This is a genomic window from Streptomyces niveiscabiei, from assembly GCF_001419795.1.
Taxonomy (GTDB): domain Bacteria; phylum Actinomycetota; class Actinomycetes; order Streptomycetales; family Streptomycetaceae; genus Streptomyces; species Streptomyces niveiscabiei.
In genome coordinates this window covers 179-18169 of record NZ_LIRL01000247.1, presented here as the reverse complement: position 1 = coordinate 18169, position 17991 = coordinate 179, and the positions used below count along the sequence as shown (strand labels likewise).

Below are 17991 nucleotides of genomic sequence, written 5' to 3'. Positions count from 1 at the left end.
GCCGTCGGCGCCGACGGCCGTACCCGGCGCATCGTGGTCGGCCGGATCAAGCTGGAGTCCCGGCCGCTGCTGAGCATCCGGGCGGTCTCGCCCGAAGGCGTCCAGGTCAACCTGATCGTCCAGGACGACTGGCACGTCCGGGTCCTCGGCCCCGGCGCCGCCGTGCTGAACGTGACGGAACTCGAGAAGGGCGACCAGGTCCTCGGCCACGTCGCCACCGACAAGCGGCACGTCGGCTGGCCCGTCGGTGAGTTCTGCGTCGAGAAGTGAGCCGCGCCGCCGGCCCGGAGAGACGATGAGTGACGAAGGCTGGTGGGGCGCGAGCCTGCTCGCCGCCGCGGACCCGAGGGCCGTGTGGGCGCGGGCCGGCGACGCGGTCCCGTTCGGGACGCTCCGCGAGGAGACGGCACGACTGGCCCGCATCCTGCCCGCCTACGGCATCGGCCGGGGCGCGACGGTGGCCGTCCACGGCACCCCCAGCTTCACCCAGCTGTGGTGCGTCTTCGCCCTGTGGTCCCTCGGCGCCCAGGTGATCCTGCTGGAACCGGCCCTGGACCGGGCCGAGCGCGAGACGCTGCTCGCCCTGAGCGCCCCGCAGTTCGTCCTCACCCTGCGCGGACGGCACGACGGCGAGGACGTCTTCGAGGGGGAGTGCGAGGTGCTCGTCCGGCGCAGGCGCGGCGGCCGGCCCGCGACCACCCCGCACTGCCTGGTGCAGTTCTCCTCCGGCACGACGGGCCGGCCCAAGGCGGCCGGCCGCACCGCCGCCTCGCTGCGCACCGAACTGGCCCGGACCGCCACCCTCGCCGCCATGCCACGGGCCGGCGAACAGGTCGCCGTCCTCGAACCCGTCGCGCACTCCTTCGCGCTGATCGGCGGCGTGCTGCACGCGCTGGCCGTGGGCGCCACCGTGGTGTTCCCCCGGGCCGCCACCGACCCGGCGTTCACCGAGGCGGCGGCCCGCTCCCACGTCGTGCTGGGCCGACCGCGCCACTACACCGCGCTCGCCGCCACCGGCACCCGCCTGCCCCTGCTGCGGCTCGCCGTCTCCGGCGGCGACGCCCTGCCCGAGGAGACCGCCGGCGCGTTCGCCCGGCGCCACGGCGTCCTGATCGGCCAGGCCTACGGCACCACCGAGACGGGCCTGATCTCCGCCGACCCCACGGGCGAGTACGGGCCCGGCTCGATCGGCGTACCGCTGCCCGGCGTCCGCACCCGGCTGCGGGCCGGAACCCTCCAGGTCCAGGTGCCCGGCTGCCCCTACCCCTACGACGGCCGGCAGTGGGCCGGCGGCTGGCTCGCCACCCACGACCTGGTCTCCCGGGACCCGGCGACCGGCGCCCTGAGCCTGCGCGGACGCGACGGGCGGACCGCCTCCGGCGCCCGACTCGTCGACATCGAGGCCGTGCTGTGCGCCCACCGCCACGTCCGGGAGGCCGTGGTGCTGGGGCCCGACCCGGTCGAGGCACAGGTGACCGGCACCGCCGAACTGGCCCGGGACGACCTGTCCGCCTGGTGTCGCCGCTTCCTCGGCGAACAGGCCGTGCCCCGGCACATCACCCTGGTGCCCGAACTCGCCAGGTCCGCCAGCGGGAAGGTGCTGCGCGACCGCGCCCGGCTCCAGGAGCGGGGCCGGGCCGCGCACCGCGCCCGTACGGGCCGGAGACCGTGATGGCGGGGCGGGGCGCGTACACGACCGACGCCGAGCGCTGGCGGGCCGTGCAGCACCGGGACGGGGCGGCGGACGGCGCGTTCTACTACGTCGTCCGCACCACCGGCATCTACAGCCGGCCCTCCTGCGCGGCGCGGCTGGCCCGCCGGGAGAACGTCGAGTTCCACTCCTCCCTGGACGAGGTGCGCGCCCGCGGCTACCGCCCGTGCCGCCGCTGCCACCCGGACGAGCCCGTGCCGCACCGGTACTACACCGACACCGTGGCCCGCGCCTGCCGGCTGATGGACGGGGCGCTGGAGCCGCCGAACCTCGACGCGCTGGCCCGGGCGGCCGGCTACAGCCGCTTCCACTTCCACCGGATGTTCAAGGCGACGACCGGCGTCACCCCGTACACGTACTGGACGGCGACGCGCGCCCGGCGCGTGCGCAGGGAACTCGTCGCGGCGCGCACCGTCTCCGACGCCATCTACCAGGCCGGCTTCAACTCCAACGGGCAGTTCTACGCCGCCTCCCCGGCGATCCTCGGCATGACCCCGCAGGCGTTCCGCGCCGGCGGTGACGGCGAGGTGATCCGGTCCGCGCTGGGCGCGTCCCCGCTCGGCCCGGTGCTCGTGGCCGCGGCCGGCAAAGGCGTGTGCGCGGTGCTGTTCGCGGGCCGCGACACGGCGGGCGCCGGACTGCGGCCCCGGCTCACGCAGCTGTTCCCGCGCGCCGAACACCGGGCGGCCGACGCGTGGTTCACCGCACTGGTGGCACGGGCACTGGCCCGCGCCGACGTCCCGGAGCCGGGGCGCGACCTGCTGCCGGCGCGGATGCTGCGGGTCTGCCTGGAGGAACGGATCCGGCAGGAGCTCCAGGAGTGCCGGGCCCCGGCGGCGCGGGAGCTGCGCGCGGGGTGACGACGTACGGCAGGGGGCCCGCCGTACGCCGTCGCCCGGACTCAGCCGCGCAGGCCGTTCCTGTTGCCGCGCAGCTCCTTGAAGGAGTCCAGGTCGGGCACCGTCCAGCCGTTCAGGTCGTACTCCGCCATGCACTGCTCGGCGAAGCCCTTGTACTGGTCGAGCCGGCCGCTCGCCGCCTGGGCCTGGAGGATGTCGGTGCGCACCTGCTCGTGGTTGCCCGAGTAGTTGCGCTCGTACAGCTCGTGCCGGCCGCCGAACTCCGTGCCGACCGCGTCCCACAGCAGCTTCATCAGCTTCACCCGGCTCACCGAGTCGTAGCCGTTCGAGCCGCGGACGTACTTGTCGAGGTAGGGCCTGATCTCCGGGTTGGCGAAGTCCTCGGCACTGGAGTTGACGTAGATCAGACCGCTGGCCACGTCCTGGAGGATGATCTCCTTGATCCGGGGATAGCCGATCGTCATGAACCAGCGGTAGGCCATGCCGTACTCCCGGCGCGGCAGCAGCGCGCCGTCCTTCCACTCCTGCGGGTTGCGGGCGGCGGCGTCGCTGAGCGCCCAGAACATGTCGCGCCAGGCGAGCACCTCGCCGACGCGGGACTGGATGCCGCGGAAGTCCTTGCTGCCGGTCATCTCGACGGCCTTGAGCAGCAGACCCGCGATGAAGTCGATCTTCACGGCGAGGCGGATCGCGCCGTGGAAGGTGAGCCGCTCCAGGAAACCGGACTGCGGGGCGAAGCTGTTCACCCGGTCGGCGTCGCCGTAGAGGAACACGTTCTCCCAGGGGATGAGCACCTTGTCCAGCACGAAGATCGTGTCGTTCTCGTCGAGCCGGCTGGACAGCGGGTAGTCGAACGGGCTGCCCATGACGGCCGCGTTCGCCGCGTAGGAGGGCCGGCAGATCAGCTTCAGACCCGGCGCGCCCATCGGCAGCGTGGCGACCAGGGCGAACTTCCGGTCCCGCAGCGGCAGACCGTAGTGCGAGATGAAGTTGAAGTGCGTGATCGCCGAACCGGTGGCGACGACCTTGGCGCCGGAGACGACCAGCCCGTTGTCGGTCTCCTTCTCCACGTGCACGAACACGTCCTGCACCTGCTCGGTCGGCAGATGCCGGTCGACCGGCGGATGGATGATCGCGTGGTTCCAGAACAGCACCTTCTCCTGCGACTCCCGGTACCAGCGGCGGGCGTTGGCCTCGTAGGGCCGGTAGAAGTCGCTGTTCGCGCCGAGCGTGCCGAGGAACGCCGCCTTGTAGTCGGGGCTGCGGCCCATCCAGCCGTACGTCATCCGCGCCCACGCCGCGATGGCCTCGCGGTCGGCGACGAGGTCATCGACGCTGCGCGGGGTGCGGAAGAAGGCGTGGGTGAAGCCGCCGCTGCCGGTGTCGGTGGGCGCGGTGAGCACACCCCGGTGCGCGGGGTCGTGCAGGGCGTTGTACAGACGGGCCGTCATCAGCGCCGAGTTGCGGAACGCCGGGTGGGCGGTGACGTCCTTGACCCGCTCCCCGTAGAGGTAGACCTCCCGGTCGTCCCGCAGGCTCTCCAGGTACTCGTCCCCGGTGAGCGGGCGCGTCGTCGGCGCCTGGGCGCCCGGTGCCGCGTCGCCGTGCTGAAGCGTCATGTCCTCTTCCTTGTCCGGTCGGTGACCCTGTGGTGGTGGATGGCGGCCGGCCCCGTCGGAGCGGGGGCCTCAGAGGTGCTCGCCCGGAGCGGCCAGGACGCTGAAGTCGGCGGCCCAGCCGTGGGCGGGCCCGTCCAGCGAGCCGGTCCACGCCGACCGGCCCGACGGCCGGCGCAAGCCGCCCAGCGCCCCGGCGTGGAAGACCAGCGGCTCCCCGCCGGACACCTCGAACCGCAGCACCTCGCCGACGTGCAGGACGTGATCGCCGCCGTCGTACGCCGCCCAGGGGACGCAGGTGAAGTGCGCGGCCGAGCCCGCGAGCCGGGGCGCGGCCGGGTCCCCCTCCCAGCGGATCCCCGCGGCCGGCTCCTGCCCCCGGCCCGCGAAGAGCAGGGCCAGCTCCCGCTGGCCGGCCGCGAGCACGTTGATCCCGAACGCCGGACACGCCCCGAGCCGCTCGCAGGTGCGGCTGCGCCGGTCCAGGGAGACCAGCACCAGCGGCGGGTCCAGCGACACCGAGACGAAGGAACTGACCGTCGCACCGTGGATGTCCCCGCCGTCGCCGGTGGTGACGACGGTGACACCCGAGGCGAACTGCCCGAGGCACTCCCTGAGCGCACGCTGCTCGAACCTCACGGTCACGGGAGAGTCCTCTCGATAAAACGGCGGGATCGACGGGACCGACGCGAAAAGAAGCGCGGCGAAGAAAAGCGGTGAACGCGCCTCCGGGCGGTATTCCCTGGGCATTGTTCCAGAGGTCGCTGAAGAACCGGTCCAGGGATTACCGGCCGCTCGGGATTTCCTTGACTCGCGTCTGTCGCGCGCTTTAGCTTTTCTGGTAGGAGAGCGGAATAAGGTCGGCACCTCCCACGTTCCCGCAGGTCGGAGGGGTCGTCAAGCGGAACAAGGGGGTCCCATGCGTATTCAAGTCGAGGTGAATGAGGCCGTACAGGACTACGTGGCCGATATTTCCCTGCGAGAACCCGATCTGCTCAAGGAACTCCGGGTCAAGACCTCGGAACTCCCGCTCGCCCTCATGCAGATCTCCCCAGAACAGGGGCAGTTCCTCTCCCTGCTGGTCAAGGCGACCCGGGCCCGGCGCGCCCTGGAGATCGGGGTCTTCACCGGCTACAGCCTCCTGTCGACCGCCCTGGCGCTCCCCGAGGACGGCCGGGTGACCGGTCTCGACATCAGTGAGGAGTGGATGGCGGTCGCCCGGGACTTCGCCGAGCGCGCCGGGGTCGCGGACAAGGTCGACCTGCGCGTCGGTGACGCGCGCCGCTCGCTGGAGGGCCTGCTGGCCGAGCAGGGCGCGGCCGGCTCCTTCGACCTCGTCTTCATCGACGCCGACAAGGAGAACTACGCGGCCTACTACGAGGCCGCGCTGACCCTGCTGCGCGTCGGCGGGCTGGTCGTCGTGGACAACGTGCTGTGGCACGGAGCGGTGCTCGACGAGACGCAGCAGGACTCCGAGACGGTGGCGCTGCGCGCCTTCAACGCGAAGGTGCGGGACGACAAGCGCGTGGACCTCAGCGTCCTGCCGTTCGCCGACGGCCTCACCTTCGCCCTCAAACGCTGAACCCCGCCCGCCGCACCACGCAGGGCACTTTCGCCGGCACTAGTCCTCAAGAGGTATGAGCATGGTCCACAACCCACCCGGCATCCAACACGACCCGGCCCCGCCGAAGACGGCGCGGCCGGCCGGCGCGGTCGTCGTCACCCCCGCCGACCAGCAGTACCGGGACCTCGTCCGGGCCCTCAACGCCCGGTACGTCGCGAGCCCGGAGTCCGTCCGCGTCGCCGACGCCCCCGAACAGGTGGCGGCCGTCGTCGCCGAGGCCGTCCGCAAGAACAAACGGCTCACCGTCCGCAGCGGCGGACACTGCCTGGAGGACTTCGTCTACAACTCCGGCACCCGCATCGTCCTCGACCTCCAGAGGATGAACCGCATCTACCACAGCCCCGAACACAACGCGATAGCCGTCGAGCCCGGCGCCCGCCTGCTGGACGTGTACGAGAAGCTGTACGCCACGTGGGGCATCACCATCCCCGGCGGCATCTGCTACTCGGTGGGCGTCGGCGGCCACGTCAGCGGCGGCGGCTGGGGCATGCTCGTACGGCGCGACGGACTGGTCGTCGACCATCTGTACGCCGTCGAGGTCGTGACTGTCACCGCCGACGGCAAGGTCAGGACCGTCGTCGCCACCCGGGAGGCGGACGACCCGCACCGGGACCTGTGGTGGGCCCACACCGGCGGGGGCGGCGGCAACTTCGGCGTCGTCACCCGCTACTTCTTCCGCTCCCCGGGCGCCAAGGGCACCGACCCCGCGAAACTGCTGCCCAAGCCGCCGGCGGAGGTGCTCTTCAGCGCCGTGTCCTGGGCCTGGAGCGACCTCAGCAAGGAGGAGTTCGTCCGGCTCGTGCGCAACTACGCGTCCTGGCACGTCGCCAACATCGGCGCGGACAGCCCGACCCGCTTCCTCACCAGCTTCCTGCTGCTCAACCACCGCTCCAACGGCCAGATCGGCATGGTCACCCAGGTCGACGCGGCGGCCCCGGACGCCCGGAAGATGCTCGACGCCTACCTCGCGCACATGAGCGGCGGCATCACCGTCGGCCCCGGCGCGCTGACCGAGCACATGGGCGAACTCGTGGCCCCCATGCCGCAGTTCGCCGCACCGCGCCGGCTGCCCTGGCTCCAGGCCACCCGGTTCGCCGGCACGACCAACCCGCTGCTCAACGACCCGACGCTGCGCGCCGAGTACAAGTCGGCGTACATGAAGGCCACCTTCCCCAGGCGGCAGGCCGAGACGCTCTACAAGCACCTCACCCGCACGGACATCGACAACCCGGCCATCAACATCCAGCTGACCCCCTACGGCGGTCGCACCCACGCGGTCGGGCAGGCCGACACCGCCTGCTCGCACCGGGACGCCGCCTTCAAGATGCTCTGGTCCGTCCTGTGGAACGAACCGGCCGACGACGCCAAGTACATCGCGTGGACACGGGAGAGCTACGCGGAGACCTACGTCGAGACCGGTGGCGTGCCCGTCCCCAACGCCGTCACCGACGGCTGCTACGTCAACTACCCGGACGCCGACCTGGGCGACCCGCAGTACAACAAGTCCGAGGCGACCTGGGCGACCCTGTACTACAAGGACAACTACCGCAGGCTCCAGCAGGTGAAGCGGGCCTACGACCCGCGGGACTTCTTCCGCCACCGCCAGTCCGTGGAACTGCCCGACGACTGACGCACGCCCACCACCCGGACACCCCGGGGCGCCGCCGGACCCCCGGCGGCGCCCCGGGGTGTTCCCGTGCCCGGGAAGCCCCGGTTACGACAGCAACTTCCGCGGGTGCCCCCGCCCCGGCCCGATCTTTAGCGTGGCACGCGTCACGACATGGCCCGAACACCGAGGAGTGGGGACGATGGCGCGAGAAACGGGTGGCATGCGACGGCGGAAGTTCCTCGCGGGGGGCGCGGCGGGCGGAGCGGCCGTACTGGCGGGCACGGGCCAGGCGGCGCCCGCCCGGGCGGCGGAGACGGCACCGGCCGCGGAACCGGTCACCGTCGTCACCCCCAAGGACAAGCGCTACCAGGACCTGGTGCGCGGCTGGAACCAGCGCTGGGTCGCCGCCCCGGAGAAGGTGTGCCTGCCCGAGACCACCGACCAGGTCGTCCAGGTGGTGCAGCAGGCCGTCTCGGCCGGCAAGCGGCTGACCGTCCGAGGCGGCGGCCACTGCTGGGAGGACTGGGTCTTCAACCCCGAGGTCCGCGTCGTCCTCGACATGACGAAGATGAACAAGGTCTCCTACGACGCCAGGACCAACTCCATCGCCGTCGAGGCGGGCGCCCAACTGCTGAACGTGTACGAGCGGATGTACCGCACCTGGGGCGTCGTCATCCCGGCCGGCATGTGCTTCCAGGTCGGCGCCGGCGGCCACGTCAGCGGCGGCGGCTGGGGCCTGCTCTGCCGCCGCCTCGGCCTGGTCGTCGACCACCTCTACGGCGTGGAGGTCGTGACCGTCGACGCCGACGGCGTCGCCCGCGCCAGAGTCGCGACCCGCGAGACCACCGACCCGGACCGCGACCTGTGGTGGGCCCACACCGGCGGGGGCGGCGGCAACTTCGGCGTCGTCACCCGCTTCTTCTTCCGCTCGCCCGGCGCCACCGGCACCGACCCGTCCGCACTGCTCCCGCAGCCGCCCGCCGAGGTGCTCGTCAGCGCGGTCTCCTGGCCCTGGGCGGAGATGACCGAGAGCCGGTTCGCCCGCCTGGTGAAGAACTACGGCGACTGGCACGCCAAGTACCTCAAGCCCGGCACCCCGGGCGACAACCTCGTCAGCATGCTGGCGCTCAACCACCGGTCGAACGGCGCCATCGGCCTGATCACCCAGGTCGACGCGACCACACCGGACGCCGAGAAGATCCTCGACGGCTTCCTGGCCGCCATGACCGCCGGAGTCGACGTGGCGCACCAGCCGCTGACCGTCCCCATGGGCGAGCTGGCGGCCATGCCGGAGCTCGCAGCGCCGCGCCGGATGCCCTGGCTCCAGGCGGCCCGCTACCTGGGCACCACCAACCCCACGCTCAACGACCCCAGCCTCAAGGGCGACTTCAAGTCCGCCTACTACCGCACCGCCATGCCCGCCGGGCACGTCAAGGAGTTCTACCGGCACCTGACCCGCACCGACCTCGTCAACCCGACCGCGTCCGTGCTCCTCAGCTCCTTCGGCGGCCAGGTCGCCGCGGTCGCCCCGGACGCCACCGCGTCCGCGCACCGCGGCTCCGCGTACAAGGCGGCCTGGATGATCTGGTGGACCGACCCCGCCGACGAGGCCCTGTCGCTGCGGTGGATCCGGGAGTTCTTCCACGGCGTGTACGCGGACACCGGCGGCGTCCCGGTACCGAACGCGGTGACCGACGGCTGCTACGTCAACTACCCGGACATCGACCTGCACGATCCGGCCTACAACACCTCCGGCGTGCCCTGGTACACCCTGTACTACAAGGGCGGCTACCCGAAGCTGCAACAGGTCAAGGCGGCCTACGACCCGCGCAACGTGTTCCGGCACAGCCAGTCCGTGCGGCTGCCGAAGCAGCCCTGACGCCGGACGGCCACTCCTGGGAAGCCACTGAAGGCAAGGACACATAAGCCACATCCGGCCCTCCCGGGCCACCCGACAACTTACGGAGGACACATGACTGTTCGGCCGGGCGAGGTCTATTACAACCCGCGCTGCCGGGAGAAGATCGTCATCAGGACGCCCGCCGCGCACACCGGCGGTGAACGCGCGGTCATGGACCTGTACGTCGAGCCCGGCGGATTCGCCGCCGGCTATCACACCCACCCGTTCAGCGAGGAGATCTTCACGCTGGTGCGCGGCAGCCTGCGGGTGCACGTGGGGGGACGCGACGTCGTCCTGGACGAGACCGGGCAGACCGTGACCGTGCCGGCCGGGACGGTGCACCGGTGGTTCGGGAACACCGAGAAGGAGACCTCGTTCGCGGTGGTCGAACTGGTCAACCGGGCCGACCGGTTCGAGCAGCTGATACTGCGCCAGCTCTTCGGGCTCGCCCAGGACGGCAAGACCGACGCCGAGGGCCGCCCGAACCTGCTCCAGCACGCCGTGACCATGCGGGAGTTCTCCGACGTCCTGCGCTTCACGGACCGCCCCTGGCCCCTCCAGCGCCTGGTGAACGGCGCCCTGGCACCGCTCGCCCGGCTGCTCGGCTACCAGGCCTGCAACCCGGAGTACCTGGAGCGCGGACCGCTGGAGACGGCCGAGGTGGAGGACCTGCCCGAGGCGGTCGCCGAGAAGCTCCGCCGCTACGGGGGCCGGGTGTGAGCGGGGCGCCCCGACGGCACGAAAGGACCCCGGTGGCCACCGGGGTCCTTCGCTGTGGTGCTGCGGCGAGTGAGGCCGTCGTGGTGCTGCGGTGCGTGATGCCGTCGGTCAGAACGACTTGTGGAAGCCCGCGTCGACTGCGTAGTCCGAGCCCGTGGTGCTCGCCGAACGCGGTGAGGCCAGCAGCAGGATCGCGTCGGCGACCTCCTGCGGGTCGATGAGACGGCCGGTGACCTGGCCCATCATCTGCGGGGCGACGGTGTTCATGATGCTGTCGCGGTCCGCGCCGGCCATGCCGGCGATGATGTCGGCCGCGCCGCCCTCCTCGGTCCACCACGCGGTGAGCACGGCGCCCGGCGAGACGGTGTTGACGCGGATGCCCTGGCCGCCGAACTCCTCCGACAGCGCCTTGGTCAGGTTGGACAGCCCCGCCTTGGCGGCGCCGTACTCGATGTTGACCTGGGCGGGCTGGCGGGCCATGCCGGTCGAGACGTTGACGATCGAGCCGCCGCCGCGCTCCAGCATGTGCGGGATGGCCGCGCGGATCGCGCGGACCGCCGAGAACAGGTTGAACTCGATGACGGCCTGCCACTGCTCGTCGCTGCTGTCGAAGAAGCCGGTGCGCGGCATGGAGATGCCGGGCGGCGGGCCACCCGCGTTGTTCACCAGGATGTCCAGACCGCCGAAGTGCTCGACCGCGCGGGCGACGACCTGACCGGGGGCCTGGGGGTCCATCAGGTCGGCGGACACGTGCAGCAGGTTCGGGCCCGCGAGCCCGTCCAGATCCGGCGTGCTCTTGCGGGAGACCGCGACGACCTTGGCACCCTCTGCGAGCAGGGAACGGGTGACGGCCAGGCCGATGCCCTTGGAAGCGCCGGTCACCACGGCCACGCGGCCGGAAAGCTTGAGGTCCATGCTTGTCCTTCTCTTGGTCGAGGCCCTCGCCCGGGAGGCAGGGGAGAGCCCTGCGGTGCGCTCTCGTCAGGTGAAACACCGGCGACCGCCATCGGGTTGCAGGGGGAGCGGTGGGCGCGTGACCGCGTCCCGGGGGAGGGGGCCTACACGCTCAGGAGCACGGTGTCCGACGTGGCGGAGCGGCCGGTCGGGGTGGTGCGCGGGGGCAGGGCGACCGTGTCCAGGGAGAGGTGCGGTTCGGCCGAGGAGGGGGCCTCCAGGCGGGGGTGGCCGACCAGGATGTCGGTGATCAGGTGGTGGATGTGCGCGTGGGGCGAGGTGCCGAGTTCGTCGCGCAGGACGCGGCAGAGGCGGTGGAAGACGCCGAGGGCGTCGGCGCGGCGCCCGGAGCGGTAGAGGGCCAGCATCAGCCGGCCGGTGAGCCGCTCGTCGCTGGGGTCCTGGTGGACCAGGGAGGCCAGCTCGGGGAGCAGCTGATGGTGGCGGCCGAGCCGCAGTTCGGCGTCGACGCGCCGGACGACGGACTCGCCCCGGTCGCGTTCGGTCGCGGCGAGGGCGGCGCGCAGCAGTGGCCCGGTGGGCGCGTCGACGAAGCCCGGCAGGGCGTGCGCGGCCCGCAGGTGCCGGACGCCCGCTTCGAGGGCCCCGGCGTCGAGCGCCGCCCGCCCGGCACGCAGGCGCTGTTCGTAGGCGTGCAGATCGAGTTCGCCGTCCTGGACGCGGAGCAGATAGCCCTGGTCGCGGGTGACGAGCCGGCCCGAGGAGCCCGCGGCCGACGGTGCGCCGTCGCCGTGCAGGATCCGGCGCAGCTGCATGACATAGGTGTGGACGGCGGCGACCGCACGCGGGGGCGGGCTGTACTCCCACAGCTCCTCGATGAACTGGGCCATCGACACCACCCGGTTCGCGTTCATGAGCAGGAGGACCAGCATCTGACGGTGCTTGGGTGCGCTGGGGGTCCTGTCGGTGCCGTTCTCGGTGACGGACATGGCTCCAAGGATGCAAAAATGCATTACCTCTCCACGGATATGCGCCCGGTCGGTAACGCTGTAACGGTAACCACGACGCCACCCCGAGGCGAAAAATCCGGGAGCCACTTTGGCAACTCCCGAGCGGACCGGAAGATTCCGTCCGGGAGCTAATGGCCGGTGACGCGAGCGAGTATTTCCGCCGGATTTCGAGGCTCCCGGTCGCCCCGCCAGGCGATATGTTGATCGGGGCGTACGAGAACAAGGTCGCGACCGTACAATTCCCGGCCCGCCGGGTCGTCGACGTGCACCACGGAAAACGGAATTCCTCGTTCGCGGGCCGCTTTTTCCAGACCGGACGTGTCGTGGTGGCGGGAGCGCAGGCTCAGGAGCGTGAACCCGGTCCCGAACCGGTCGAAGAGGGAACCGCCCGCGCCGTGCGTGTCGTCCAGCCACAGGTGCGGCGCCCGCCCGCCGGGCACCCCCGAGGGCGTGTACGACGTGAAGTCGTCCGGGGGCGGGTCGCCGGAGGGGATCACCACGGGCGAGCCGTCGTAGCGGGCGCCCAGCTGCACGCCGAGCGTGGCCATGGTGAGCAGCCCGTACCGCGCCAGCCGCTGCGCCGTCGCGCGCCGCGCCGCCGCGCCGGCGGCCGAGTCCTCCTCCAGGGCGCCGGGCCGCTCGATGGCGCCGAGGGCGATGTTGAGCCCCCGCGCGGCGGCGGTGTTACGCAGGGCGACGGGCCGGCGCTCCGCCTCGTACGACGGCAGCAGGCCGGGCCCCGCCCAGCCCTGCACCGCGGCGGCCAGCTTCCAGGCCAGGTTCGCGGCGTCGTCGACCCCGGTGTTCATGCCGAACCCGCCGTTGGGAGTGAACAGGTGCGCGGCGTCCCCGGCCAGCCAGACCCGTCCGCGCCCGAACCGCTCGGCGACCAGCGCGGCCCCCGGAGTCCAGGCCCGCCGCCCGCGCACCGCCACCTCGACGGGCACGCCGACCGCGCGGCGCACCAGCTCCACGATCGCGCCGTCGTCGGGGTCGTCCGGGTCGGCCGAGCTCGTGAGCAGGAAGAACTCGTCGTCACCGTCGAGGGCGATCAGGTTGATGGCGAGCTCCCCGTTGAACACCCAGTTGCTCCACGCGGCGTGCTCGCGCAGGAAACGCCCGTACAGGCCCGGCACCCGCAGCCGCGCGGCGGTCGCCCTGCGCCCCAGTACGTCCTGCTCCAGCGACCCCTCCCCGGCGTACGAGGCGCCCAGCGAGCGGCGGACCAGGCTGCGCCCGCCGTCGCACCCCACCGCGTACCCGGCCACCCAGGTGCGCGGCCCCCGCGGACCCTCCGTGCCGAGGACGACGGCGCCGTGGGCCTCGCGCACGGACGTGACCCGGTGGCCGTAGCGCAGGGTGACGCCGGGCCGGGTGGCCGCGTGCTCCCACAGCAGCCGCTCCACGTACATCTGGTTCGCCCGGTGCATCGGCTCGGGCACCTGGTCGGTGCGGTCGGCGGCGGCCACCGCGGCGCGCACCGCGTCGGCGCCCGGCCACGGCAGCCGGGCCAGCAGCCGGCCGCTGTAGCGGGTGAAGAAGGAGATACCGGCGTCGTGCGAGCCGGGCAGCCCCAGTTCCCTGACCCGCGCGGCCAGGCCGAGGCGGCGGTAGTGCTCCATCGTCCGGGCGTTGTGCGTGCTGCCGCGCGGCTCGTCCAGCACCGAGTCCTCGGTGTCGAAGACGACCGACGCGACCCCGTGACGGTCGAGGAACAGGGCGAGCAGCAGCCCCACGGGACCGCCTCCGACGATGGCGACCGGCGTGCGCGCGGGACGGTCGTGGCGGTCCATCGAGTGGCCTCCAGGAAGAGTTTTCCGCGATATGCCCGCGTCATCTTCGCAACGCCTTCTGAAGGATTGCTGGAGATGCCGCTCAGGGAATCGGACAACGCCTTCTGGAGAGGACCTTTAGCTGACGCCTGGACACTCTGCTGACAGACCTGATCGCCTTCTCGAAGTCCGGCGGAGTGAGAGGTAACCGATGTTTCTCCTGGGCACGCACCGGTCGGTTGTACAGCGTATGCGCCTCTACGCCGACCCTCATCTCGGCGCGGGGAATTTCTTCTGGCACGCCTGGCGGATTTCGAAGGACCGGAACCGTCCGCTTCTGTTCCACCCCGACGTGACCAGGCCGGGCTGGGAACACCGGGAGTGGCACAGCATGTCCCTCGACGACATCCGCGTCACCGTCCTCAGGTACGCGCACTGGTACCGCGAGCAGGGCGTGGGCGCCGGGTCCCACGTCGGCCTGTGCACCGGCCACGGGCTGTACGGCCTGCTGCACCACATCGCCGTCACGAGCCTGGGAGCGGCGGCCGTCCACTGCAATCCGCGGATGGCGCCGCAGACCGCGTCCGAGTACTTCGCGCGCACCGGTACCGGCCTCGTGGTGGGCGACGCCGACCTGCTGAAGGACCTCGCGTCGGCCCACCGGGAGCCGGGCACAGCGCCGCACCTCGTGGACATCCGCGCCCTCGACGAGGAAGCCGTACGCCCGGGCGCCCCCCTGCCGTCCTTCCCGCACCGGCACGCCGACGACGACCTGGTGATGATCTCCCACTCGTCGGGAACCACCGGCCGCCCCAAGGCACCGGTCTTCCACCACCGGTCCTTCTTCGTCGGCAAACGCGTACGGCTGTGGACCTTCCCGTCCCGCCGCACCGACCGGCTCCTGACCGCCCTGCCGCACAGCCACTCGGCCGGCATCAGCTACCTGTCCATGGCGCTGCTGCTCGGCATCCCCACCCTCGTCCTCGACCAGGCGAGCGGCGAGCGCGTGACCCGCGCCGTCAACGCCTTCAAGCCGACCGTCGTGCTCGGCTTCCCGCTCACCCTCGCCGAGGTCGACCCGGCCGCGATCCGCCCCGAGGCCGCCCGGCTCGTCCACACCTGGAACGGCATGGGCGACGCCTCCCACGAACGCCACATCCGCCCCCTGGTCGCCCTCGGCGCACCCGGCACCGGCTCCGTCTACCTCGACGGACTCGGCTCCTCCGAGATGGGCATGGTGCTGTTCAAGGCCGCCCACACCGCGCGCTCCGAGCACTACGGCCGCTTCATCGGCAAACCCGTCGGCGTCGTCCGCAAGGCCGCCGCGCTCGACCCGTCCGGGCGTGAACTGCCCGCAGGACAGCCCGGCATGCTCGGCGTCAAGGGCCCCAGCGTCACCCCCGGCTACTGGGACGACCCGGGACTCACCAAGCAGTCGGTCCTCAACGGCTACTTCCTCACCGGCGACATCGTCCGCCACGACGGCGAGGGCAACTGGTACCACCTCGACCGCACCCCCGACGTCATCCGCACCGCGGCCGGCGACATCCACAGCCTGCCCCTCGAAGAGGTCGTCCTGAACACGACCCAGGCCCTGGACGCCGCCGTCGTCGCCGTCGCCGACCCGCGCCAGCCCGGCAGGTCCTGCCCCGCGGCCGTCGTCCACCACACCGACGGGATCCACCGCAGCGCCGCCGACCTGCTGGCCGTGTGCAACACCGCCCTGGACCGTGCGGGACTGCCGAGGCTGGCCGCCCTCGTCGTCGCCGGCACCCGCGACGACCTCCCCGTCGGCGTCACCGGGAAAACCCTCAAGCGGGTGCTGCGCGAACGCCACCACGACCTGCTCAGCCGGCCCGCCACCGACTCCGCCGCCACCACCGCGCCCTGACGGCACGCCGAACGCCCGCGAAGAAAAGGACCGACCATGCCCGACCACAAAGCGGCGCGCCGGATCGTCGACATCATCACCGGCACCTGGCAGGCACAGGCCCTGTACGCGGCGGTCGCCCTCGGCATCCCCGACCAGCTGGCCGCCGGGCACACCACCGACGAGACCCTCGCCGAGCGGACCGGCTCCGACCCGGACGCCCTGCGGCGCCTGATGCGGCTGCTGACCGCCATGGACATCTTCGAACCGGCGCCGGACGGCTACCGGCTCACACCGGCCGGAGAACTCCTGCGCACCGGCACCGACCACTCCCTGAGCGACATGGTCCGCATCTACGGCGACGAGTTCCACCGCGCCTGGGGCGCGATCGTCCCCGCCGTACGCACCGGCACCTCCGGTTTCCAGCACGCCTTCGGCGAAACGATCCACGCCCATCTCCGCGACCCCGACGCGGGACTGCGGTTCCAGCGCGCGATGAACGCCGGCACCGTGTTCTTCCCCGACGTCCTGGACGCCTTCGACTTCGCCGGCCACCACACCGTCGTCGACGTCGCCGGAGGCAGCGGCATGCTCCTCGGCACGGTCCTGAACGCCCACCCCCGGCTGCGCGGCATCCTCTACGACCAGCCCCACATGGTGCCCGTCGCCACCGCCCACCTCGACGCGGCGGTCGGACCCGGACGCTACGAGACCCGGGCGGGCGACATCTTCCGCGGCGTGCCCGACGGCGGCGACGTCTACCTGCTCTCCCGCGTCCTCCAGGACTGGGACGACGACCACTGCGTGACCCTGCTGTCCCGCATCCGCGCGGTCCTGCCCGCCGACGGCCGGCTGCTGATCCTCGAACGGATCGTCCCCACCGACGGGGAGACCCTGCTGCCGCTCCTGTACGACCTGCACCTCCTCATGGCCGCCGGCGGCCGGGAACGCGACCTCCCCGGCTACCGCGCCGTCCTGTCCGCCGCCGGACTGCGCCTGGAAACCGTGCACCCCCTCGCCCTCGAAACCAGCCTCCTCGTCGCGGCTGCCGCGTGAGCGCGCACCCGCCCCTTCCGGCACCTGACGGAGAAGCCGAGATGAGCAACGGGGACCTCACGGTCTGCGTCGTCGGCGCCGGACCCCGGGGCCTGTCCGTCCTGGAGCGCCTGTGCGCCAACGAGCGCAAGTCCGCGTCGCGTTCCTCGGTCGTCGTCCACGTCGTCGACCCCTACCGGCCCGGCCCCGGCCGGGTCTGGCGCACCGCCCAGTCACGGCACCTGCTCATGAACACCGTGGCCTCCCAGGTCACCGTCTACACCGACCACAGCGTGACGATGGACGGGCCGGTGGAGGAGGGACCCAGCCTGTACGAGTGGGCCGCCGCGCTCGCCCCGCCGCAGGACAGCGCCCTGCTCGCCGAGGCCCGGCGCATCGGACCCGACGCGTACCCGAGCCGCGCCCTGTACGGCCGCTACCTGGAGGAATGCTTCGACCGCATCGTCGAGGGCGCCCCCGGCCACGTCACCGTCCAGGTGCACCGGCGCCTGGCCGTCGCCGTCGACGACACCGGCCCCGGCGCCGCGCAGACCGTGACCCTCGACGACGGCACCCGGCTCACCGGACTCGACGCGGTGGTGCTCGCCCAGGGCCACGTACCCGCTCAGCCCTCACCCGACGAGGCACGCACCGCCGACGAGGCGCGGACCTACGGCCTCGTCCACATCCTGCCCGCCAACCCGGCGGACGTGGACCTGTCCGCGCTCGCACCCGGCCGGCCCGTCCTGCTGCGCGGACTCGGCCTGAACTTCTTCGACCACATGGCACTCCTCACCACCGGGCGCGGCGGCCGGTTCGAGCGGACGGGCGACCGGCTGCGCTACCTGCCGTCCGGAAACGAGCCCAAGCTGTACGCCGGTTCCCGGCGCGGCATCCCCTACCACGCGCGCGGCGAGAACGAGAAGGGCCCGCACGGCCGCCACCTGCCCCGGCTGCTCACCCCCGCCCGGACAGCGAACCTCCTGGCCCGCGCGCGGGACGGCGAGCGGATCCACTTCGGCACCGACGTGTGGACACTCATCGCCAAGGAGGTCGAGAGCGTCTACTACGGCACCCTGCTCACCGCCACCGGCCGCGACAACGAACGCGCCACCCTCGTCGACCGCTACCTGGCGGCCCCCACGAACGAGGACGAACACCGCCTCCTCGACACGTACGGCATCCCCGCCGCCGACCGCTGGAACTGGCAGCGGATCACCCGGCCCTACGGCGCACGCGTCTTCACCGGCCGCCCCGAGTTCCGCGACTGGCTGCTGGAGTACCTCGCCCAGGACGTCCGCGAGGCACGCGCCGGCAACCTCAGCGGCCCGCTGAAGGCCGCCCTCGAC

The 17991-nt window shown here is 72.2% G+C and carries 14 protein-coding genes and 1 pseudogene; 10 read left to right on the top strand and 5 right to left on the bottom strand.

Annotation, left to right across the window (positions count from 1 at the left end):
- The 3 genes and pseudogenes from AOK24_RS13260 to AOK24_RS13250 form a co-directional block, all read left to right on the top strand.
- A pseudogene (locus AOK24_RS13260) lies at positions 1-270 on the top strand (3-dehydroquinate synthase II); the annotation flags it as partial.
- A 25-nt stretch (positions 271-295) separates the two neighbouring features.
- Positions 296-1672 (top strand): class I adenylate-forming enzyme family protein, encoded by a 1377-nt coding sequence (locus AOK24_RS13255; RefSeq protein ID WP_055720254.1) that lies wholly within the window; start codon positions 296-298, stop codon positions 1670-1672.
- On the top strand, positions 1672-2571 hold the full coding sequence (locus AOK24_RS13250) for a bifunctional transcriptional activator/DNA repair enzyme AdaA (protein ID WP_055720253.1): 900 nt from the start codon (positions 1672-1674) through the stop codon (positions 2569-2571). Before AOK24_RS13255 ends, AOK24_RS13250 begins: the two co-directional genes overlap by 1 nt.
- Positions 2572-2612: 41 nt before the next feature.
- Here the strand turns inward: AOK24_RS13250 and AOK24_RS13245 are convergent, their stop codons facing one another.
- Both AOK24_RS13245 and AOK24_RS13240 read right to left on the bottom strand, forming a co-directional pair.
- The gene (locus tag AOK24_RS13245) at positions 2613-4190 is read right to left on the bottom strand and encodes a 4-hydroxyphenylacetate 3-hydroxylase N-terminal domain-containing protein (protein WP_055720252.1); all 1578 of its coding nucleotides are present in this window, start codon (positions 4188-4190) and stop codon (positions 2613-2615) included.
- Between the two features lie 69 nt (positions 4191-4259).
- Positions 4260-4832, bottom strand: coding sequence for a flavin reductase family protein (locus AOK24_RS13240; RefSeq protein ID WP_240553874.1), 573 nt, complete (start codon positions 4830-4832; stop codon positions 4260-4262).
- 274 nt (positions 4833-5106) lie between these two features.
- Between AOK24_RS13240 and AOK24_RS13235 the strand changes: the two genes are divergently transcribed.
- The 4 genes from AOK24_RS13235 (at position 5107) to AOK24_RS13220 (ending at position 10040) form a co-directional block, all read left to right on the top strand.
- Positions 5107-5769 carry a class I SAM-dependent methyltransferase gene (locus tag AOK24_RS13235; protein ID WP_055720251.1) on the top strand — a complete coding sequence of 221 codons (663 nt, stop codon included), beginning with the start codon at positions 5107-5109 and terminating at the stop codon, positions 5767-5769.
- A 61-nt stretch (positions 5770-5830) separates the two neighbouring features.
- On the top strand, positions 5831-7441 hold the full coding sequence (locus AOK24_RS13230; RefSeq protein ID WP_079056798.1) for an FAD-binding oxidoreductase: 1611 nt from the start codon (positions 5831-5833) through the stop codon (positions 7439-7441).
- Between the two features lie 199 nt (positions 7442-7640).
- Positions 7641-9299 carry an FAD-binding oxidoreductase gene (locus AOK24_RS13225; RefSeq protein ID WP_079056797.1) on the top strand — a complete coding sequence of 553 codons (1659 nt, stop codon included), beginning with the start codon at positions 7641-7643 and terminating at the stop codon, positions 9297-9299.
- A 93-nt stretch (positions 9300-9392) separates the two neighbouring features.
- Positions 9393-10040, top strand: a complete 648-nt coding sequence (locus AOK24_RS13220) for a cupin domain-containing protein (RefSeq protein ID WP_055720250.1) — start codon at positions 9393-9395, stop codon at positions 10038-10040.
- A gap of 108 nt (positions 10041-10148) precedes the next feature.
- Here the strand turns inward: AOK24_RS13220 and AOK24_RS13215 are convergent, their stop codons facing one another.
- The 3 genes from AOK24_RS13215 to AOK24_RS13205 form a co-directional block, all read right to left on the bottom strand.
- On the bottom strand, positions 10149-10955 hold the full coding sequence (locus tag AOK24_RS13215) for an SDR family NAD(P)-dependent oxidoreductase (RefSeq protein ID WP_055720249.1): 807 nt from the start codon (positions 10953-10955) through the stop codon (positions 10149-10151).
- A 143-nt stretch (positions 10956-11098) separates the two neighbouring features.
- Complete coding sequence (locus AOK24_RS13210; protein WP_055720248.1) at positions 11099-11944, bottom strand: AfsR/SARP family transcriptional regulator; 846 nt, start codon at positions 11942-11944, stop codon at positions 11099-11101.
- Positions 11945-12093: 149 nt separating this feature from the next.
- Complete coding sequence (locus tag AOK24_RS13205) at positions 12094-13758, bottom strand: FAD-dependent monooxygenase (RefSeq protein WP_055720247.1); 1665 nt, start codon at positions 13756-13758, stop codon at positions 12094-12096.
- A gap of 229 nt (positions 13759-13987) precedes the next feature.
- Between AOK24_RS13205 and AOK24_RS13200 the strand changes: the two genes are divergently transcribed.
- The 3 genes from AOK24_RS13200 to AOK24_RS13190 all read left to right on the top strand — a co-directional run.
- Entirely contained in the window at positions 13988-15628 is a 1641-nt protein-coding gene (locus tag AOK24_RS13200) for a class I adenylate-forming enzyme family protein (protein WP_079056796.1), read from the top strand.
- 36 nt (positions 15629-15664) lie between these two features.
- Positions 15665-16663 carry a methyltransferase gene (locus AOK24_RS13195; RefSeq protein ID WP_055720245.1) on the top strand — a complete coding sequence of 333 codons (999 nt, stop codon included), beginning with the start codon at positions 15665-15667 and terminating at the stop codon, positions 16661-16663.
- 41 nt (positions 16664-16704) lie between these two features.
- Positions 16705-17991 (top strand): FAD/NAD(P)-binding protein (locus AOK24_RS13190; protein WP_240553872.1); only part of this gene is annotated, 1287 nt, incomplete at its 3' end.

Excerpts from the sequence above, each read along its gene's own strand:
- AOK24_RS13215 (WP_055720249.1), bottom strand. The coding sequence starts at position 10,955 with ATGGACCTCAAGCTTTCCGGCCGCGTGGCCGTGGTGACCGGCGCTTCC.
- AOK24_RS13230 (WP_079056798.1), top strand. The coding sequence starts at position 5,831 with ATGGTCCACAACCCACCCGGCATCCAACACGACCCGGCCCCGCCGAAG.
- AOK24_RS13235 (WP_055720251.1), top strand. The coding sequence starts at position 5,107 with ATGCGTATTCAAGTCGAGGTGAATGAGGCCGTACAGGACTACGTGGCC.
- AOK24_RS13195 (WP_055720245.1), top strand. The coding sequence starts at position 15,665 with ATGCCCGACCACAAAGCGGCGCGCCGGATCGTCGACATCATCACCGGC.
- AOK24_RS13220 (WP_055720250.1), top strand. The coding sequence starts at position 9,393 with ATGACTGTTCGGCCGGGCGAGGTCTATTACAACCCGCGCTGCCGGGAG.
- AOK24_RS13200 (WP_079056796.1), top strand. The coding sequence starts at position 13,988 with ATGCGCCTCTACGCCGACCCTCATCTCGGCGCGGGGAATTTCTTCTGG.
- AOK24_RS13210 (WP_055720248.1), bottom strand. The coding sequence starts at position 11,944 with ATGTCCGTCACCGAGAACGGCACCGACAGGACCCCCAGCGCACCCAAG.
- AOK24_RS13245 (WP_055720252.1), bottom strand. The coding sequence starts at position 4,190 with ATGACGCTTCAGCACGGCGACGCGGCACCGGGCGCCCAGGCGCCGACG.
- AOK24_RS13225 (WP_079056797.1), top strand. The coding sequence starts at position 7,641 with ATGCGACGGCGGAAGTTCCTCGCGGGGGGCGCGGCGGGCGGAGCGGCC.
- AOK24_RS13255 (WP_055720254.1), top strand. The coding sequence starts at position 296 with ATGAGTGACGAAGGCTGGTGGGGCGCGAGCCTGCTCGCCGCCGCGGAC.
- AOK24_RS13250 (WP_055720253.1), top strand. The coding sequence starts at position 1,672 with ATGGCGGGGCGGGGCGCGTACACGACCGACGCCGAGCGCTGGCGGGCC.
- AOK24_RS13205 (WP_055720247.1), bottom strand. The coding sequence starts at position 13,758 with ATGGACCGCCACGACCGTCCCGCGCGCACGCCGGTCGCCATCGTCGGA.